The organism is Streptomyces sp. NBC_00859 (genome assembly GCF_045161865.1).
GTDB lineage: Bacteria > Actinomycetota > Actinomycetes > Streptomycetales > Streptomycetaceae > Streptomyces.
The window spans coordinates 642,812-659,021 of sequence record NZ_CP108826.1; the positions used below are offsets into that span (position 1 = coordinate 642,812).

3 protein-coding genes (2 of these 3 cut by a window edge) are annotated in these 16,210 nt (G+C 66.4%); all 3 read right to left on the reverse strand.

Features of this window, described 5'->3' with window-relative positions:
• Tightly spaced (each overlapping or abutting the next), the 3 genes in view from OG584_RS02845 to OG584_RS02855 form a layout consistent with a single transcriptional unit that may run on beyond the window.
• Positions 1-4,499 carry the beginning of an amino acid adenylation domain-containing protein gene (locus OG584_RS02845; protein ID WP_405774627.1) on the reverse strand. The gene continues 12,391 nt to the left of window position 1, outside the view, so 4,499 of the gene's 16,890 nt are visible here — the first part of the coding sequence; its start codon is at positions 4,497-4,499; its stop codon lies off the left edge, out of view.
• Complete coding sequence (locus OG584_RS02850; protein ID WP_405774629.1) at positions 4,499-14,116, reverse strand: amino acid adenylation domain-containing protein; 9,618 nt, start codon at positions 14,114-14,116, stop codon at positions 4,499-4,501. The genes OG584_RS02845 and OG584_RS02850 overlap by 1 nt, the downstream gene beginning before the upstream one ends.
• On the reverse strand, positions 14,116-16,210 hold the 3' portion of the coding sequence (locus OG584_RS02855; RefSeq protein WP_405774631.1) for a non-ribosomal peptide synthase/polyketide synthase. 17,315 nt of this gene lie beyond the right edge of the window; 2,095 of the gene's 19,410 nt are visible here — the last part of the coding sequence; its start codon lies beyond the right edge, outside the window; the stop codon is at positions 14,116-14,118. The genes OG584_RS02850 and OG584_RS02855 overlap by 1 nt, the downstream gene beginning before the upstream one ends.

Sequence of the window (16,210 nt, forward strand, 5' to 3'; positions counted from 1 at the left end):
TCCACAGCCAGCGTGAAGAGGTCACCGTTGTCGTTGACGGAGACCATCAGTGGGAAGTTGGTGCGCTCCCGTGTGAAGACGGCTCGCATGCCGTCCATGCCCTCGTGGCTCCGCTTGTCCGCGCGCTCCTCGGCGCTGCGGCCTGGGTTGTGCCGGAAATTGAACAGGGCGGTGAACAGCGGGGTGTTACCGGTGACGCCGCTGGCGCGCTGCGCCACGACGAGCGGCGCGTGTTCGTGCTCCAGGAGCTCTGCCAGTTGATCGCGCATCGCGGAGACGGCCGCACGGACTCCGGCGGCGTCCGTGCAGACGCGTACGGGCAGGGTGTTCATGTACGGGCCGGGGACCTGGTCGGCGCCCTCGCCCGCGTTCATGCGGCCGAACAGCACAGTGCCGAAGACCACGTCCTCGCGGCCGCTCACCGCCGCAAGGACTCGGGACCATGCAACGTGCATGACTGTCGCGGGGCTGGCACCGAGGCGCCGGGAGACCTCCCGAAGCCGCAGGGTCAACTCCGTGTCGAACGGGACCACTTCACGTACGGCTCCGGTGCCGTCGCCGCGCACGTCCGCAACGCCGAACGGTGCGGTGGGTTCGGTGACGTCGCCGAGCAGGCCGGCGAAGTACCGCTCGTGCTCGGAGCGTGCGACGGCGCCGCGCGTCTGGGCGACGAAGTTGCGGAAGGGGAGCGGCCTCGCCAGCTCCCGGCCGCGCCCCGCGAGAATCGTCTGCACTTCCTGGAAAACGATCTCCAGGGCCGTGTGGTCTCGGACCACGTGGTGCGCCCGCAACAGGCCCAGCCACCGGTCGGTGTCGGGGATTTGCGCGGCGTGCATCCGAATGAGCGGAGCCTCGCCAAGGTCCATGCGTAGGCCGCCGGCCGCGAGCAGTTGCTCCGTCGGGTCGCCACCCTCAGGGTCGAGGGTGACTTCGGTGACGGGGAGGGTGGCCTGGCGCCAGACGACCTGGACCGGCTCGCGCAGGCCCTCCCACACGATGGACGTGCGGTAGATGTCGTGGCGGTCCACGACCTGCTGAAGGGCGTCCGCGAAGGCATCGAGCCTGTCGCGGGCGTCGAACTCGAGCATGGTCGGCATGACGTACGCGTCATCCCCGCCGTCCGCGAGCAGGTGGTGGAAGAGCAGCCCTTCCTGCAGCGGGGCCAACGGATAGACGTCCGCGACGTTCGCAGCGCCACCGTCAACAGTGGCGACGACCGTCGCCAGCTCCTCGGTGGTCAGGTCGACCAACGGCAGCATCTCGGGGGTGATCGCGGTCGCTCCGGCCGGGATCAGGTTCGCCGGGACGGCCACCTGCGCGGAGCCCGCCGAGGCGGCCAGGCCGGCCGGGGTCGGGGTCTGGAAGAAGGAGCGGACCGATACGGAGACGCTGCGTTTTTGGAGAAGTGCGACGAGACGGATCGCCAGAAGCGACTGGCCACCGAGCTCGAAGAAATTGTCGTCCATGCCGACGCTCTCCAGGCCCAGGACCTCGGCGAAGGCTCCGCACACGGTCTCTTCGCGGGCGTTGGACGGGCCACGTCCGACCGTGACGGCGAATTCATGGGCCGGCAGAGCCTCGCGGTCCAGTTTGCCGTTGGCGTTCAATGGCAGGGCGTCGAGGACGATGACCGCCGAGGGGACCATGTACTCGGGCAGGCTCAGGGCGACGAACTCAGGTACGGAGATGGTCAGTTCGCCCGTGATGACGACGTACGCGATGAGGCGACGGTCACCCGGGCTGTTCTCCTGTACAACGACGGCTGCCTGCGCAACCTGCGGGTGGGCCGTAACGGCGGCTTGGACTTCACCCGGTTCGATGCGGAATCCGCGGACCTTCACCTGATCGTCTGCCCGGCCGAGGAAGACCAGCTGACCGTCCGCCGTCCACTTCACACGGTCGCCCGAGCGGTACATCCGCTCACCCAACGCGGAAAACGGTGAAGCAACGAAACGCTCCGCAGTCAGACCCGCACGGTTCACATACCCCCGGGCCACACCAGCACCCGACACATACAACTCACCGGCCACACCCACCGCCACCGGCTGCAGGAACTCATCCAGCACAAAAACACAAGCATTGGCGACCGGCCCACCAACCACCACACCGACAGACGAAGCCAGCCGGGCAATCGCCGTATCGACCGTCGCCTCCGTCGGGCCATAGAAGTTGAACCCCTCCACACCCTCCAGCACACGCAACCGCTCCCACAGACCGGCCGGGACCGCCTCACCACCCACCCCGATACGCGAAGGACACACAGGCCCCTCAAAGAGACCCTCATCCACCAGAACCTGCAGATACGACGGAGTGACCTCAGCAAAATCAATACGCGACGCCCGCATCCACCCGACCAGAAGACCCGCATCCAGCCACGTCTGCGCATCCACCACATGCAGCTCATGCCCCACAAACAGAGCCGACAGCTGATTCCACGACGCATCAAAAGACACCGACGTAGTCAACGCCACCCGCAACCGGCCACCACCCCCGGCAAACACCGTCCGAGCGTGCCCCTCACACAAACTCACCACACCCCGATGAGCCACCACCACACCCTTGGGCCGACCCGTCGACCCCGACGTATACATCACATACGCCGCATGCTCCGGAAGGATCGTCACGTCCGGGGCAGCATCGTCTAGCCCCGCCAGCGCCGCCACAGTCTCCGCTTCGTCGAGCATCACCACGGCCGCTTCAGTCGCGGGCAGCACTCCGGCCGTCCCGGTCGAGGCGATTACCGCCGCCGGGGCCGCGTCCTCGACCATGTAGGCGATGCGGTCGGCCGGGTAGGCCGGGTCCATGGGCAGGTAGGCGCCGCCGGACTTGAGGACGGCAAGGATCGCGACGATCAGATCCGCACCGCGTTCCAGGCACACGCCGACCACCGACTCGGGACGCACGCCCTGCGCGGCGAGGTGGCGGGCCAGGCGGTTGGCGCGGGCGTCCAATTCCGCGTACGTGACGGCAGCGCCGCCCGCGACGATGGCCACGGCGTCCGGCGTACGAGCCACCTGTGCCGCGAACAACTCCGGGAGCGACCCGGCCGACAGGTCGGCATTGGTCTCGTTCCATTCGGTCAACACCCGGTGGCGCTCGGCTTCGTCGAGGACCTGGATCGCACTCAGCCGGGACTGCGGGTCGAGGACCAGCAGCTCGATTGCCTGAGCCCAGCGTGCCACGATCCGCTCGGCCGTCGCGACGTCGAAGAGGTCCGCGGAGGCGACGACCGAACCGCGCAGGCCCGCAGGGGCGCCGTGAACGTCGAAGACCTCGGTGACCGTCGCGTCCAGGTCGAACTTCGCGGCGGACTCGCTGGTCGTCGGGCCTTGGTTCGAAGCGGCCTCGGCGGGGGCCGGTGCCTGCTGCGCAGCAAGGTCAGCGGAGGTGCCCTTAGTACCGGTGCTTGGGAGGTCGAGGACGGCCTGGTCGATGTTCTGCACCTTGAGCATGACCTGGAACAGGGGGTGCCGGGCCAGTGAGCGGGCCGGAGCCAGTTCCTCAACCAGTTTATCGAACGGCACCTCTTGGTGCTCGAACGCCGCCCAATCGGTCTGCCTCACCCGTGCGAGAAGCTCGGTGAAGGTCGGGTCGCCCGACACGTCCGTACGCAGGACAAGCGAGTTGATGAAGAAGCCGACGAGGTCGTCCAAGGCGACGTCCGTACGTCCGGCCACGGTCGTGCCGATCGGAATATCGGTGCCTGCGCCTAGACGGGAGAGCACAGCCACGAGAGCGGCCTGCAGCACCATGAAGGGGGTCACGCTTTCGGCCTTGGCCAGCTCAGCGAGGCGCGCGTGCACCTTTGCGGGCACGACCAGCGGCACCTTGTAGCCGCGGTGAGAGGGTTCAGCCGGCCGGGAACGATCAGCGGGGAGCTCAAGCTCCTCGGGACTGTCGTTCAGCACCCCGCGCCAGTGCGCCACCTGCGTGGCCATCATGCTTTCGGGGTCGAATTCGTCGCCGAGCAGCTCGCGCTGCCAGAGCGTGTAGTCGGCGTACTGGACCGGCAGCGGTTCCCACGAAGGGGCCCTGCCCTCGCTGCGCTCCGCATACGCGGCCGACAGGTCGCGGGCCATCGGGCGCTTGGACCAGCCGTCACTCGCAATGTGGTGGGTCACCAGGACGAGCACCTGCTCGTCAGGGCCAGTGGTGAACAACGAGGCCCGTATAGGTATCTCGGTCGACAGGTCGAAGGTGTGGGCGAGTACACCGGCGATCACATCATCGAGCTCGGCCGGAGCGACCTCGACCACCGCGAGCGACCAGTCCAGTTCGTCTGGCTTCAGAATGTGCTGATAAGGCTCGCCGTCCGTGACCCGGTAGACCGTGCGCAGGACCTCATGGCGGCCGATCACGTCACGCAGGGCTGCACCGAGTGCGGCGCCGTCAGTGTCGCTTGAAAGACGCAGCACGACCGGAATGTTGTAAGTGGAGCTCGGCCCCTCGGACTGGCTGATGAACCACAGCCGACGCTGGGCGTATGACAACGGAATCATCAGGACTCCTCCTGGTTACGCATCGGCCGCAACGCCGGCCTTGCTGTTTTCTGGTGGGCAAGTTGTTGTGCGAGTGCCGCCACAGTCGATGCCTCGAGGAGAACCCGAAGCGGAACCTCTACGCTCAGATCGGCGCGGATCTTGCTGACAAGGCGGACAGCGAGCAAGGAGTGACCACCGAGGACGAAGAAGTCGTCATCGACGCCGACTTCGGGCAAACCAAGGAGTTCGGCGAAGGCTGCGCAGAGGAGTTCTTCTTGGTGGTTGGCCGGTCCGCGCCCGGCCCTGACGGTTCCCGTGGCGTCGGGGGCCGGGAGGGCCGTGCGGTCGAGCTTTCCGTTGGCGGTCAGTGGGAGGGCGTCCAGGACGACGACCGCCGACGGAATCATGTGCCCGGGCAAGCGTTGGCCGGCGAACGTGCGGACCGATTCAGGCAGGTCCGAGTCCACATCATCGTCTTGTGCGGGGACGATGTAGGCGACCAGGCGGGTGTCTCCCGGGGTGTCCTCGCGGGCGATGACCGCTGCCTGGGCAACCTCACGGTGAGCGGCCACAACGGCCTGGACCTCACCTGGTTCGATCCGGAAACCATGGATCTTGACTTGCTCATCCGCCCGGCCCAGATACTCCAGGAGCCCGCCGGCAGTCCAACGGGCCACATCCCCCGTCCGGTACATCCGCCCACCCGGCTCGAAGGGATTCGCGGTAAAGCGTTCCGCCGTCAGACCCGGACGCCTCACATAACCCCGGGCCAGCTGAGCGCCCGCAACATACAGCTCACCCGCAACACCCGGTGCCACCGGCTGAAGATACGCATCGAGTACATACAGGCGGGTATTGGCAATCGGACGCCCCACCGGCACCGACTCACCGACCTCTACACCAGCTGAGATTTCAAAGACACAGCAGCCCACCACCGCTTCTGTCGGACCGTACTCATTGACGATCACCGAACCGGGAGACCGCTCAAGCCAGTCACGGACCGTGCTGCCCGCCAGCGCCTCACCACCCACCACCCACGTACGAGCCGAAACGGCAGCCTCTTCCCGCGTCAGCAACTCCGCCAACAGCGGAAGATGCGCCGGGACCACCTTGACCAGACCGAACTCACCCGTATCCCTGATCAGTTCAGCCAGCCCCTCCGCACCACCCACCTCGCTGCACACCACCGCAAAACCCGAAACAAGAGGCACCAACACACTGGTCACCGTCAAATCGAAAGCAAGCGAAGAATGCAGCGGAGCACCCCCACCCCCACCCCTCATCCCATACGCCCCCGCAGCCCAGATCACATAATTCGCAAGCCCCCCATGCGTGACCGCGACACCCTTAGGCCGCCCCGTCGAACCCGACGTATAAATGACATAAGCAAGAGACTCAGGACCGACCACCACACCCGGCGCCTCGACAGACACCGCCGCCAACTGCATCCGCACCAGCGAACTATCCAGCGCCACAAACCGGTTCCGACCAGCCGGAAGATCATCCAAAATCTCCTCGGTCGTCAACGTCAACACCGCACCACTATCGGCGAGCATGAACCCGATCCGCTCCGCCGGATACTCCGGATCCACCGGCAGATAACCAGCCCCCGCCTTCCACACCGCAAGGATCGCCACCACCGACTCAACCCCACGCGGCAGACACAACCCCACCACCGACTCCACACCCACACCCTGACCCACCAAATACCCAGCCAGACGATTCGCCCGCACATCCAACTCCGCAAACGAAACCGACACACCACCCCCAACCACCGCCGCCACACCCGGCGACCGCCCCACCTGCGCCGCAAACAACCCCGGCACCAACACCGACCCAAGATCAACAGCCGTGTCGTTCCAATCCACAACCACCTGCCGACGCTCCGCAACACCCAGCACCTCAAGAGTGCTCAGCCGGATCTGCGGATCGGTGACGAGCAGTCCTAGGACGCGAACGAGGCGCTCGCCTACTCCGCTGACGGTGTCCCGGTCGAAGAGGTCGGCCGCTGCGACTACCGAACCGCACACCCCGGCCGGGGCACCCTGCTCGTCGAAGGCCTCGGATACCCGGACCTCCAGATCGAACTTGGCCGCCGTCTTCGTGACGACGGTGCTCCCTGCTTGCACGCCGGGGAGGTCGAGTACGGCCTCGGCGTTGTTCTGGAGGTCCAACTGCACCTGGAAGAGTGGGTGTCGGGCCATGGAGCGAGCCGGCGCTAGTTCCTCGACCAGCCGCTCGAAGGGCACCTCCTGGTGCGCCAGAGCCGACAGACTCCTCTCCCGCACCCGGGCAAGGACTTCACGGAAGGTCGGATCGCCCGACAGATCCGTACGCACCACCAGGGTGTTGATGAAGAACCCGACCAGATCATCCAGTGCCTCATCCGTACGGCCGGCATTCGCCGAACCGATCGGAATATCCGTCCCCGCACCCAGACGCGACAACAGCATCGCCAGCGCGGCCTGCAAAACCATGAAGACGGTCACCCCCTCGGACCGGGCCACCTCCACCAGCCGCGCATGCACCTCAGCCGGAACAATGAGCGGAACACGATGCCCAAGGTGAGAGGCGACCGCCGGGCGGGGCCGGTCGAAGGGTAGCTCCAACTCTTGCGGAGAATCTGACAACGCCGCGCGCCAGTAGGCGAGTTGGCGGGTGATTACGCTGTCGGGATCGGCCTCGTCGCCGAGCAGCTTCCGCTGCCACAGTGCGTAGTCGGCGTACTGGACCGGCAGCGACGGCCATGCGGGGGCGCGACCCTCTACCCGCGCCGCGTAAGCCGTGGAGAAGTCCCGGGCCAGCGGTGCTCGTGACCAGCCGTCGCTGGCGATGTGGTGGACGAGGACGACAAGGACGCGCTCACCCTCTCGGGTCTCGAAGAGGGTGGCCCGGATCGGTACCTCGACGGAGAGGTCGAAGGCGTACTGCGCGACCTTGGCGACCGCCTCCTCCAGCTCCGTCGCGTCAACCTCGACAACCTCCACCCCCCATTCGAGTTCGTTCAGTTCGATGACCTTCTGGTACGGCTGTCCGTCCGCGACACCGAAGACGGTCCGCAGCACTTCGTGCCGCCCGATGACATCGCGCAGAGCCAGGTTCAGCGCCTGCTGGTCGAGCTCGCCGGCCAGGCGCAGGGCGATCGGGCTGTTGTATGTCGAGCTGGGTCCTTCCAGCTGGCTGATGAACCAGAGCCGTTGCTGGGCGAACGAGAGCGGGATGCATTCCGGGCGTTCGCCGGCGGTCAGCGCCAGCCGGGCCTGCCCAGCAACTGCCAGACCGGCCGCGAAACCCGCCACCGTCGGAGTGTCGAACAAGGAACGCAAAGGGACCTCGACTCCCAGCACCGTACGGATACGACTGATCAGGCGCACCGCGAGCAGAGAATGCCCGCCCAGAGCAAAGAAGTCATCACCCACACCCACCTCAGGAACCCCAAGAACCTGCGCGAACACCCCACACAACAGTTCCTCCTGAACCGTGACAGGGCCCCGCCCGCCACCGGTGACATACTCCGGGGCGGGCAGCGCCTTGCGGTCCAGCTTCCCGTTCACACTCAGCGGCAGACTGTCCAGGACCACGACCGCCGAGGGAACCATGTAGGCGGGCAGCCTGTCGCCGACGAACTCGGCGACTCGTGCCGCAAGGTCGGTTACGTCGCCGTCCGCAACGACATACGTGACCAGCCGCGGATCCCCCACGACATCCTCACGCACCACCACGACGGCCTGCCGCACACCCCGGCACCCGCCCACTACGGCTTGGACTTCGCCCAGCTCGATACGGAAGCCGCGGATCTTGACCTGCTCATCCGCCCGGCCCAGATACTCGACCTGACCATCCTGCGACCACCGCACCACATCACCCGTGCGATACAAACGACCACCACACGACGAGAACGGATCAGCGACAAACCGCTCCCCCGTCAGCTCCGGACGGCCCAAATAGCCGCGGGCCAGACCAGCGCCCGCAATGTAAAGCTCACCCGGAACACCCACCGGCACCGGAGACAGGAAGCCGTCCAGAACATACACACGAGCATTCGATATCGGCCGGCCGATCGGGACGGCGCCCTCCACGTCCGCACCCGCGTACCAGGCGGTGGAGTACACCGTGGCCTCGGTGGGACCATAAATGTTGGCAACCCGGGCCCCCGGGATGGCCGTGCGGATCCCGGCAACCGCATCCGCCGTCAGCGCCTCACCCGCCAGAACAACCGTACGAGGACGAGCCCGAATCTCACCCGCCGCCACCATCTGCGCAAACGCCGACGGCACACCACTCACGAGACTCACGTCGCCTACCGGCGAGTCCGCGTCGGCCAGCGCGAGGAGGTTGTTGACGACCTCGACACTGCCGCCCGACACCAGCGGGCCGAACAGCTCGAAGACCGAAACGTCGAAGTTGAAGGACGTCGACACCAGCACCCGCCGGAAATCTGCACCCCCGAACTCCGCCGCCGCCCAGCAAAGGAGACCCGCCACCGACCGGTGCTCCACTACGACACCCTTGGGGCGCCCCGTCGAACCCGACGTGTAGATGACGTATGCCGGATGCTCCGGCCGGATCACCACCCCCAGCGGACCACCCTCAAACCCAGCCGGCTCCACATCGTCCAGAACCACAACCCTCGCACCCGACTCCGGCACCGACGCCACAGCACCCACCGAAGTAAGAACCACCACCGGCTTGGCATCGCTGAGCATGTACGCAATCCGATCCGCCGGATACCCGGGATCAATCGGCAGATACGCACCCCCCGACTTCAACACCGCCAGCAGCGCCACCACCGTCTCAATGCCCCGCTCCAGACACACACCAACAAACGACTCCGGCCCCACCCCCAACGCCACCAGACGACGCGCCAACCGATTCGCACGGACATCCAACTCGGCATACGAAACACACTCACCACCCGACACCACCGCAACCACCTCCGGCGTGCGGGCCACCTGCGCCTCAAACAACCCCACCACCGTGGCATCACCCGGCAACTCAACCGCCGAATCGTTCCACTCACTCAGTACCTGCCGCAGCCCCGCCTCATCCAGCACCTGAACAGAACTGAGCGGCACATCCTCATCACGCTCGAGGGCCGACTCAAGCGCGGAAACCAGATTCCCAGTCGCCGTGCGCACGAACTCACCCACCATCTCGGGGTCGATCGGCGCCACTGCATCCACAGCGACCCAGAGGCTGTCGCCGTCGTCGTCGACTGACACGAGCAGTGGGTAGTTGGTGCGCTCACGCGAGAAGACTGTCCTGATGCCGTCGAGCCGCTCGTCGCGCGTCACCGGCACCTCTGCCGTACCGCCCCCGCCGTTGTGGCGGTAATTGAACAGGGCCGTGAACAGCGGTGCGCTGTTCGACATCCCGCTGGCCTGCTGCGCTACCGTGAGTGGCGCGTGCTCATGCTCCAGAAGCTCCGCCAGTTGTTCTCGCATCGCGGTGACCGCTGCGAGGACTCCTGTTCGGTCCGTACGGACGCGGACCGGAAGCGTGTTGAGGAAGGGGCCCGGTACTCTGCCCGCGCCCGCGTTCATGCGGCCGAACAGCACAGTGCCGAAGACCACGTCCTCGCGGCCGCTCACCGCCGCAAGGACTCGGGACCACGACAGGTGCAGCAACGTCGCCGGACTCGCACCGAGGCGTCGGGAGATTGTCCGGAGCCTTGTCGTCAGATCGTCCCCGAAGGGCACAACTTGGCGCACCGATCCCGCACCGTCGCCACGTACATCCGCAATGCCGAAAGCGGCTGTCGGTGCGGTGACATCGCCGAGGAGAGCGGCGAAGTAGCGCTCGTGCTCCAAGCGGTCGGCACTGTCGCGCACCTGAGCGACGAAGGTACGGAACGGCAGGGGCTCCACCAGCTCTGTGCCCCGTCCTTCGAGGAAGGCCCGCACTTCCGCCATGAGTACTTCGACAGCTGTGTGGTCACGCACCATGTGGTGCACCCGTACCAGGGCCAGCCACTGGTGCGGACCGGGGACGCGGCTCGCGTGAATCCGGATCAGCGGCGCCTCGCGGAGGTCCATCGTCGAGCCGCCAGCCGCTACCAGGTCGGCGATTGCGTCGGTGCTCCTGTCATCGAGGGTGACTTCGGTGACGGGGAGGGTGGCCTGGCGCCAGACGACCTGGACCGGCTCGCGCAGGCCCTCCCACACGATGGACGTGCGGAAGATGTCGTGGCGGTCCAGGACGTGCTGCAGTGCGCCGAGGAAGGCGTCGAGCCGCTCGCGCGAGGCGAATTCGACGACCGTCGGCAGGACATACGCGTCATCCCCGCCGTCCGCGAGCAGGTGGTGGAAGAGCAGCCCTTCCTGCAGCGGGGCCAACGGATAGACGTCCGCGACGTTCGCAGCGCCACCGTCAACAGTGGCGACGACCGTCGCCAGCTCCTCGGTGGTCAGGTCGACCAACGGCAGCATCTCGGGGGTGATCGCGGTCGCTCCGGCCGGGATCAGGTTCGCCGGGACGGCCACCTGCGCGGAGCCCGCCGAGGCGGCGAGTCCCGCCGGAGTCGGTGTCTGGAACAGGGCCCGCACCGACACCGTGACACCGTGCTCTCGCAGGATCTCAACGAGGCGGATCGCGAGCAGCGAGTGGCCGCCGAGCCGGAAGAAGTCGTCGTCTACGCCGACCCCGTCGAGGCCCAGAACCTCGCCGAAACCCGCGCACAGAATTTCCTCACGGACACTGGACGGGCCCCGGTCGGCGCCGAACGTGTACTCGGGCGCGGGAAGTGCCTTACGGTCGAGCTTTCCGTTGCCGGTCAGCGGCAGCGCGTCCAGGACCACCACCGCGGACGGCACCATGTGCTCCGGCAGCCGCTGTCCAGCGAACTCACGTACGGATGCCGGTAGATGGTCACGCGGCTCGTCGATGTCCGTCGGAACGGCGTACGCCACGAGCCGCTTGTCGCCCGGGACGTCCTCGCGGGCGATGACCACCGCCTGGGCGACCTGCGGGTGTGCGCCGACCACGCCCTGTACTTCGCCGGGTTCGATACGGAAGCCGCGGATCTTGACCTGGTCATCGGCCCGGCCCAGGAAGACCACCTGACCATCCGCCGTCCACTTCGCCCGGTCACCCGTGCGATACATCCGCCGACCCGACTCGAACGGGTTCGCCACAAACCGCTCCGCCGTCAGGCCGACTCGTCGGATGTACCCGCGTGCCAGCCCCGCACCCGCGACATACAGGTCCGCGACCACCCCGGCCGGCACCGGCTGAAGGAAGGTGTCCAGCACATAGAGACGGGTGTTGGCGATCGGGGTGCCGACCGGCACCACACCGGCGGCTGTCTGCTCGGCAGTCAGCCGGGTGGTCGCCACCCCGATCGTAGTCTCGGTCGGCCCGTAATGGTTGTAGACCTCCCGCTCACCGGCCACCGCGAGCAGCTCCCGCAGCCATGCCGGCGACGGAGCCTCACCACCCAGAACCAGTGACCCTGCCGGCAGCACAGCATCGAAACCACCGGCGGCGGAGAGCGCCGCCAGGTGCGAGGGCACAGCCTTGAAGTGGTCGATACGGTGCTCGGCAAGATACGCCGCAACAGCCTGCGGGTCGGTGACCGCACCCTCATCCAGAATGTGCAGCTCACCGCCGGTGGCGAGACTGGCGAACACCACCGTGTTCCCCAGATCCGTTGCCTGCGCCTGGAGCAGCGCGTACCGCGCGCCAGGCTTCCCAAAACCCACCCGGCCGGGGACGGAAGCCACATAGTTGGCCAGACCCCCGTGCGTCACCGCCACACCCTTGGGCTGACCCGTCGAACCCGACGTATAGATCACATACGCCAACGACTGCGCTTCAACACGGGTACCCGGGCGCTCTGTTGGGAGACCAGCCAGCTGCATCTGCACGAACGTGCCGTCGAGGGCAACCAGACGCGAACGCCCCGCCGGCAGATCATCCAAAAACTCCTCGGCAGTCAGCACCAGCGCGGCCCGGCTGTCCCGCAGCATGAACGCAACCCGCTCCGTCGGCTGCGCCGGATCGATCGGCAGATAACCCGCACCCGCCTTCCACACCCCCACAATCGCCGCGATCATGTCCACACCACGCGGCAGACACAACCCCACCAGGGATTCGGCACCCACACCCTGACCAATCAGATAATGCGCAATCCGGTTCGCCCGCACCTCCAACTCCCGGTAGGTCAGCGCCGTGTTCGCGCTGACGACCGCAGAGGCCATGGGAGTGCAGTCCGCCCACTCTTCGAACGTGGCGTGCACCAGCGGAAGTGGTCCGTCACTCGCCGTGTCGTTCCAGTCGGTCAGCACCTGGCGGCACTCAACCTCATCGAGAATTCGGATCGCGCTGAGCGCGCGGCTTGGACCGGCGGTCGCCTGGTCGATGACCTTCGCGAACCTTGCCGCGAGGCGCTCGACCGACGCCACGTTGAACAGGTCGGCCGCCGCCGTCACGGATCCGCGCAGACCCGCCGGAGCGCCCGTATCGTCGAAGAGCTCGCGGACAGAGACATCGAGGTCGAACTTGGCCGCCCGGCTACCTGCCTCCCGGCCTTCGGCCGGACTCCGGGAAGGGTCGACGACGATTCGCTGGTTGTTCTGGACCGTCAGCATGACCTGAAACAAGGGATGCCGGGCCAGGGAGCGGGCCGGTGCGAGGTCTTCGACGAGCTTCTCGAAGGGCACGTCCTGGTGCTTGAAGGCTGCCAGTCCGGTCCTTCGCACTTGGGCGAGCACTTCGCGGAACGTGGGGTCGCCCGACAGGTCAGTACGCAGCACCAGCGTGTTGATAAAGAAGCCAACCAAGTCGTCAAGGGCTTCGTCGGTGCGTCCCGCCACGGCTGTGCCGACGGGGATGTCGGTGCCTGCGCCGAGCCGCGACAGCAAAGTGGCCAGGGCGGTCTGCAGGACCATGAACGTCGTCACGCGCTCGGCCCGGGCCACCGCAGCGAGTCGAGCGTGCACTTCAGCGGGAATGTTAAGCGGGACAATGTGGCCGCGGTGCGAGGCCACGGGCGGCCGCGGCCGGTCGACTGGGAGCTCCAGCTCTTCCGGTACGTCAGCCAAAGCCTCACGCCAATAAGCAGTCTGACGGGACATCACGCTGTCAGGATCGGTTTCGTCACCGAGGAGCTGGCGTTGCCAGAGCGCGTAGTCGGCGTACTGGACCGGCAGCGGTTCCCAGGAGGGGGCCCGTCGTTGTACGCGCGCCTCGTACGCGGTCGTGAGGTCGCGGGCCAGAGGTCCCTCTGACCAGCCGTCGCTCGCGATGTGGTGCATGACGACGACGAGGACGCACTCATCGGTGCCGGCCTCGAAGAGCCACGCCTTGATGGGCAGTTCGGCGGCGAGGTCGAACGCGTACCGGCTAGCCTTGTCGACTGCCCCGTTCAGCTCCGCCACGGCGATCTCGGTGACTTGCAGTTCCCACTCGAGCTCGTCGAACCCCAGGATTCGTTGGCACGGCTCACCGTCCGTGACCTCGAAGACCGTACGCAGTACTTCGTGGCGCCCGATAACATCCCGCAGGGCCGCGCCGAGCGCGTCGCGCTGCACGTCGCCCGGAAGCCGCAGTACGACCGGAACGTTGTAGGTCGAACTCGGGCCTTCCAACTGGCTGATGAACCACAGCCGACGCTGGGCGTATGACAACGGAATCATCAGGACTCCTCCTGGTTACGCATCGGCTGCAACGCCGGCCGGGTTGACTTCACGTTTCCGAGCTGCGTGGCGAGCCCGGCCACCGTCGGTGCGTCGAACACCGCCGCGATCTCGACCTCTGCGCCGAGCACCGTTCTAATGCGGTTGACCAGACGCACTGCTAGCAGTGAGTGGCCGCCGAGGGCGAAGAAGTCGTCATCGACCCCCACTTCCGGGAGGCCAAGGACGTGGGCGAACACTGCGCACAGAACTTCTTCTTCGTGGCTCTCTGGGCTTCTATCGGAGGCCGCCGCCTGGGCGTAGTCCGGGGCAGGGAGGGCCTTGCGGTCGAGCTTTCCGTTAGCGGTCAGCGGAAGGGCGTCGAGAACCACGACAGCCGCGGGCACCATATACTCCGGCAGACGCTGTGCCGCTGACTCCCGTACCGTACGCGGTAGTCCTTTATCGGCTTCGTCGTCTTGTGCGGGGACGATGTAGGCGACCAGGCGGGTGTCTCCCGGGGTGTCCTCGCGGGCGATGACCGCTGCCTGGGCAACCTCACGGTGAGCGGCCACAACGGCCTGGACCTCACCTGGTTCGATCCGGAAACCATGGATCTTGACTTGCTCATCCGCCCGGCCCAGATACTCCAGGAGCCCGCCGGCAGTCCAACGGGCCACATCCCCCGTCCGGTACATCCGCCCACCCGGCTCGAAGGGATTCGCGGTAAAGCGTTCCGCCGTCAGACCCGGACGCCTCACATAACCCCGGGCCAGCTGAGCGCCCGCAACATACAGCTCACCCGCAACACCCGGTGCCACCGGCTGAAGATACGCATCGAGTACATACAGGCGGGTATTGGCAATCGGACGCCCCACCGGCACCGACTCACCGACCTCTACACCAGCTGAGATTTCAAAGACACAGCAGCCCACCACCGCTTCTGTCGGACCGTACTCATTGACGATCACCGAACCGGGAGACCGCTCAAGCCAGTCACGGACCGTGCTGCCCGCCAGCGCCTCACCACCCACCACCCACGTACGAGCCGAAACGGCAGCCTCTTCCCGCGTCAGCAACTCCGCCAACAGCGGAAGATGCGCCGGGACCACCTTGACCAGACCGAACTCACCCGTATCCCCGATCAGTTCAGCCAGCCCCTCCGCACCACCCACCTCGCTGCACACCACCGCAAAACCCGAAACAAGAGGCACCAACACACTGGTCACCGTCAAATCGAAAGCAAGCGAAGAATGCAGCGGAGCACCCCCACCCCCACCCCTCATCCCATACGCCCCCGCAGCCCAGATCACATAATTCGCAAGCCCCCCATGCGTGACCGCGACACCCTTAGGCCGCCCCGTCGAACCCGACGTATAAATGACATAAGCAAGAGACTCAGGACCGACCACCACACCCGGCGCCTCGACAGACGCCGCCGCCAACTGCATCCGCACCAGCGAACTATCCAGCGCCACAAACCGGTTCCGACCAGCCGGAAGATCATCCAAAATCTCCTCGGTCGTCAACGTCAACACCGCACCACTATCGGCGAGCATGAACCCGATCCGCTCCGCCGGATACTCCGGATCCACCGGCAGATAACCAGCCCCCGCCTTCCACACCGCAAGGATCGCCACCACCGACTCAACCCCACGCGGCAGACACAACCCCACCACCGACTCCACACCCACACCCTGACCCACCAAATACCCAGCCAGACGATTCGCCCGCACATCCAACTCCGCAAACGAAACCGACACACCACCCCCAACCACCGCCGCCACACCCGGCGACCGCCCCACCTGCGCCGCAAACAACCCCGGCACCAACACCGACCCAAGATCAACAGCCGTGTCGTTCCAATCCACAACCACCTGCCGACGCTCACCCATACTCAAGACGTCCAGCGCGCTCAAGTGCATGCTGGGGTCAGCGACCAGTAGCCCGAGCACCCGCACTAGACGCTCACCGATGCCTTCGACCGTCACCCGGTCGAAGAGGTCGGCCGCTGCGACTACCGAACCGCACACCCCGGCCGGGGCACCCTGCTCGTCGAAGGCCTCGGATACCCGGACCTCCAGATCGAACTTGGCCCTGGTGGCGCCCGCAGAG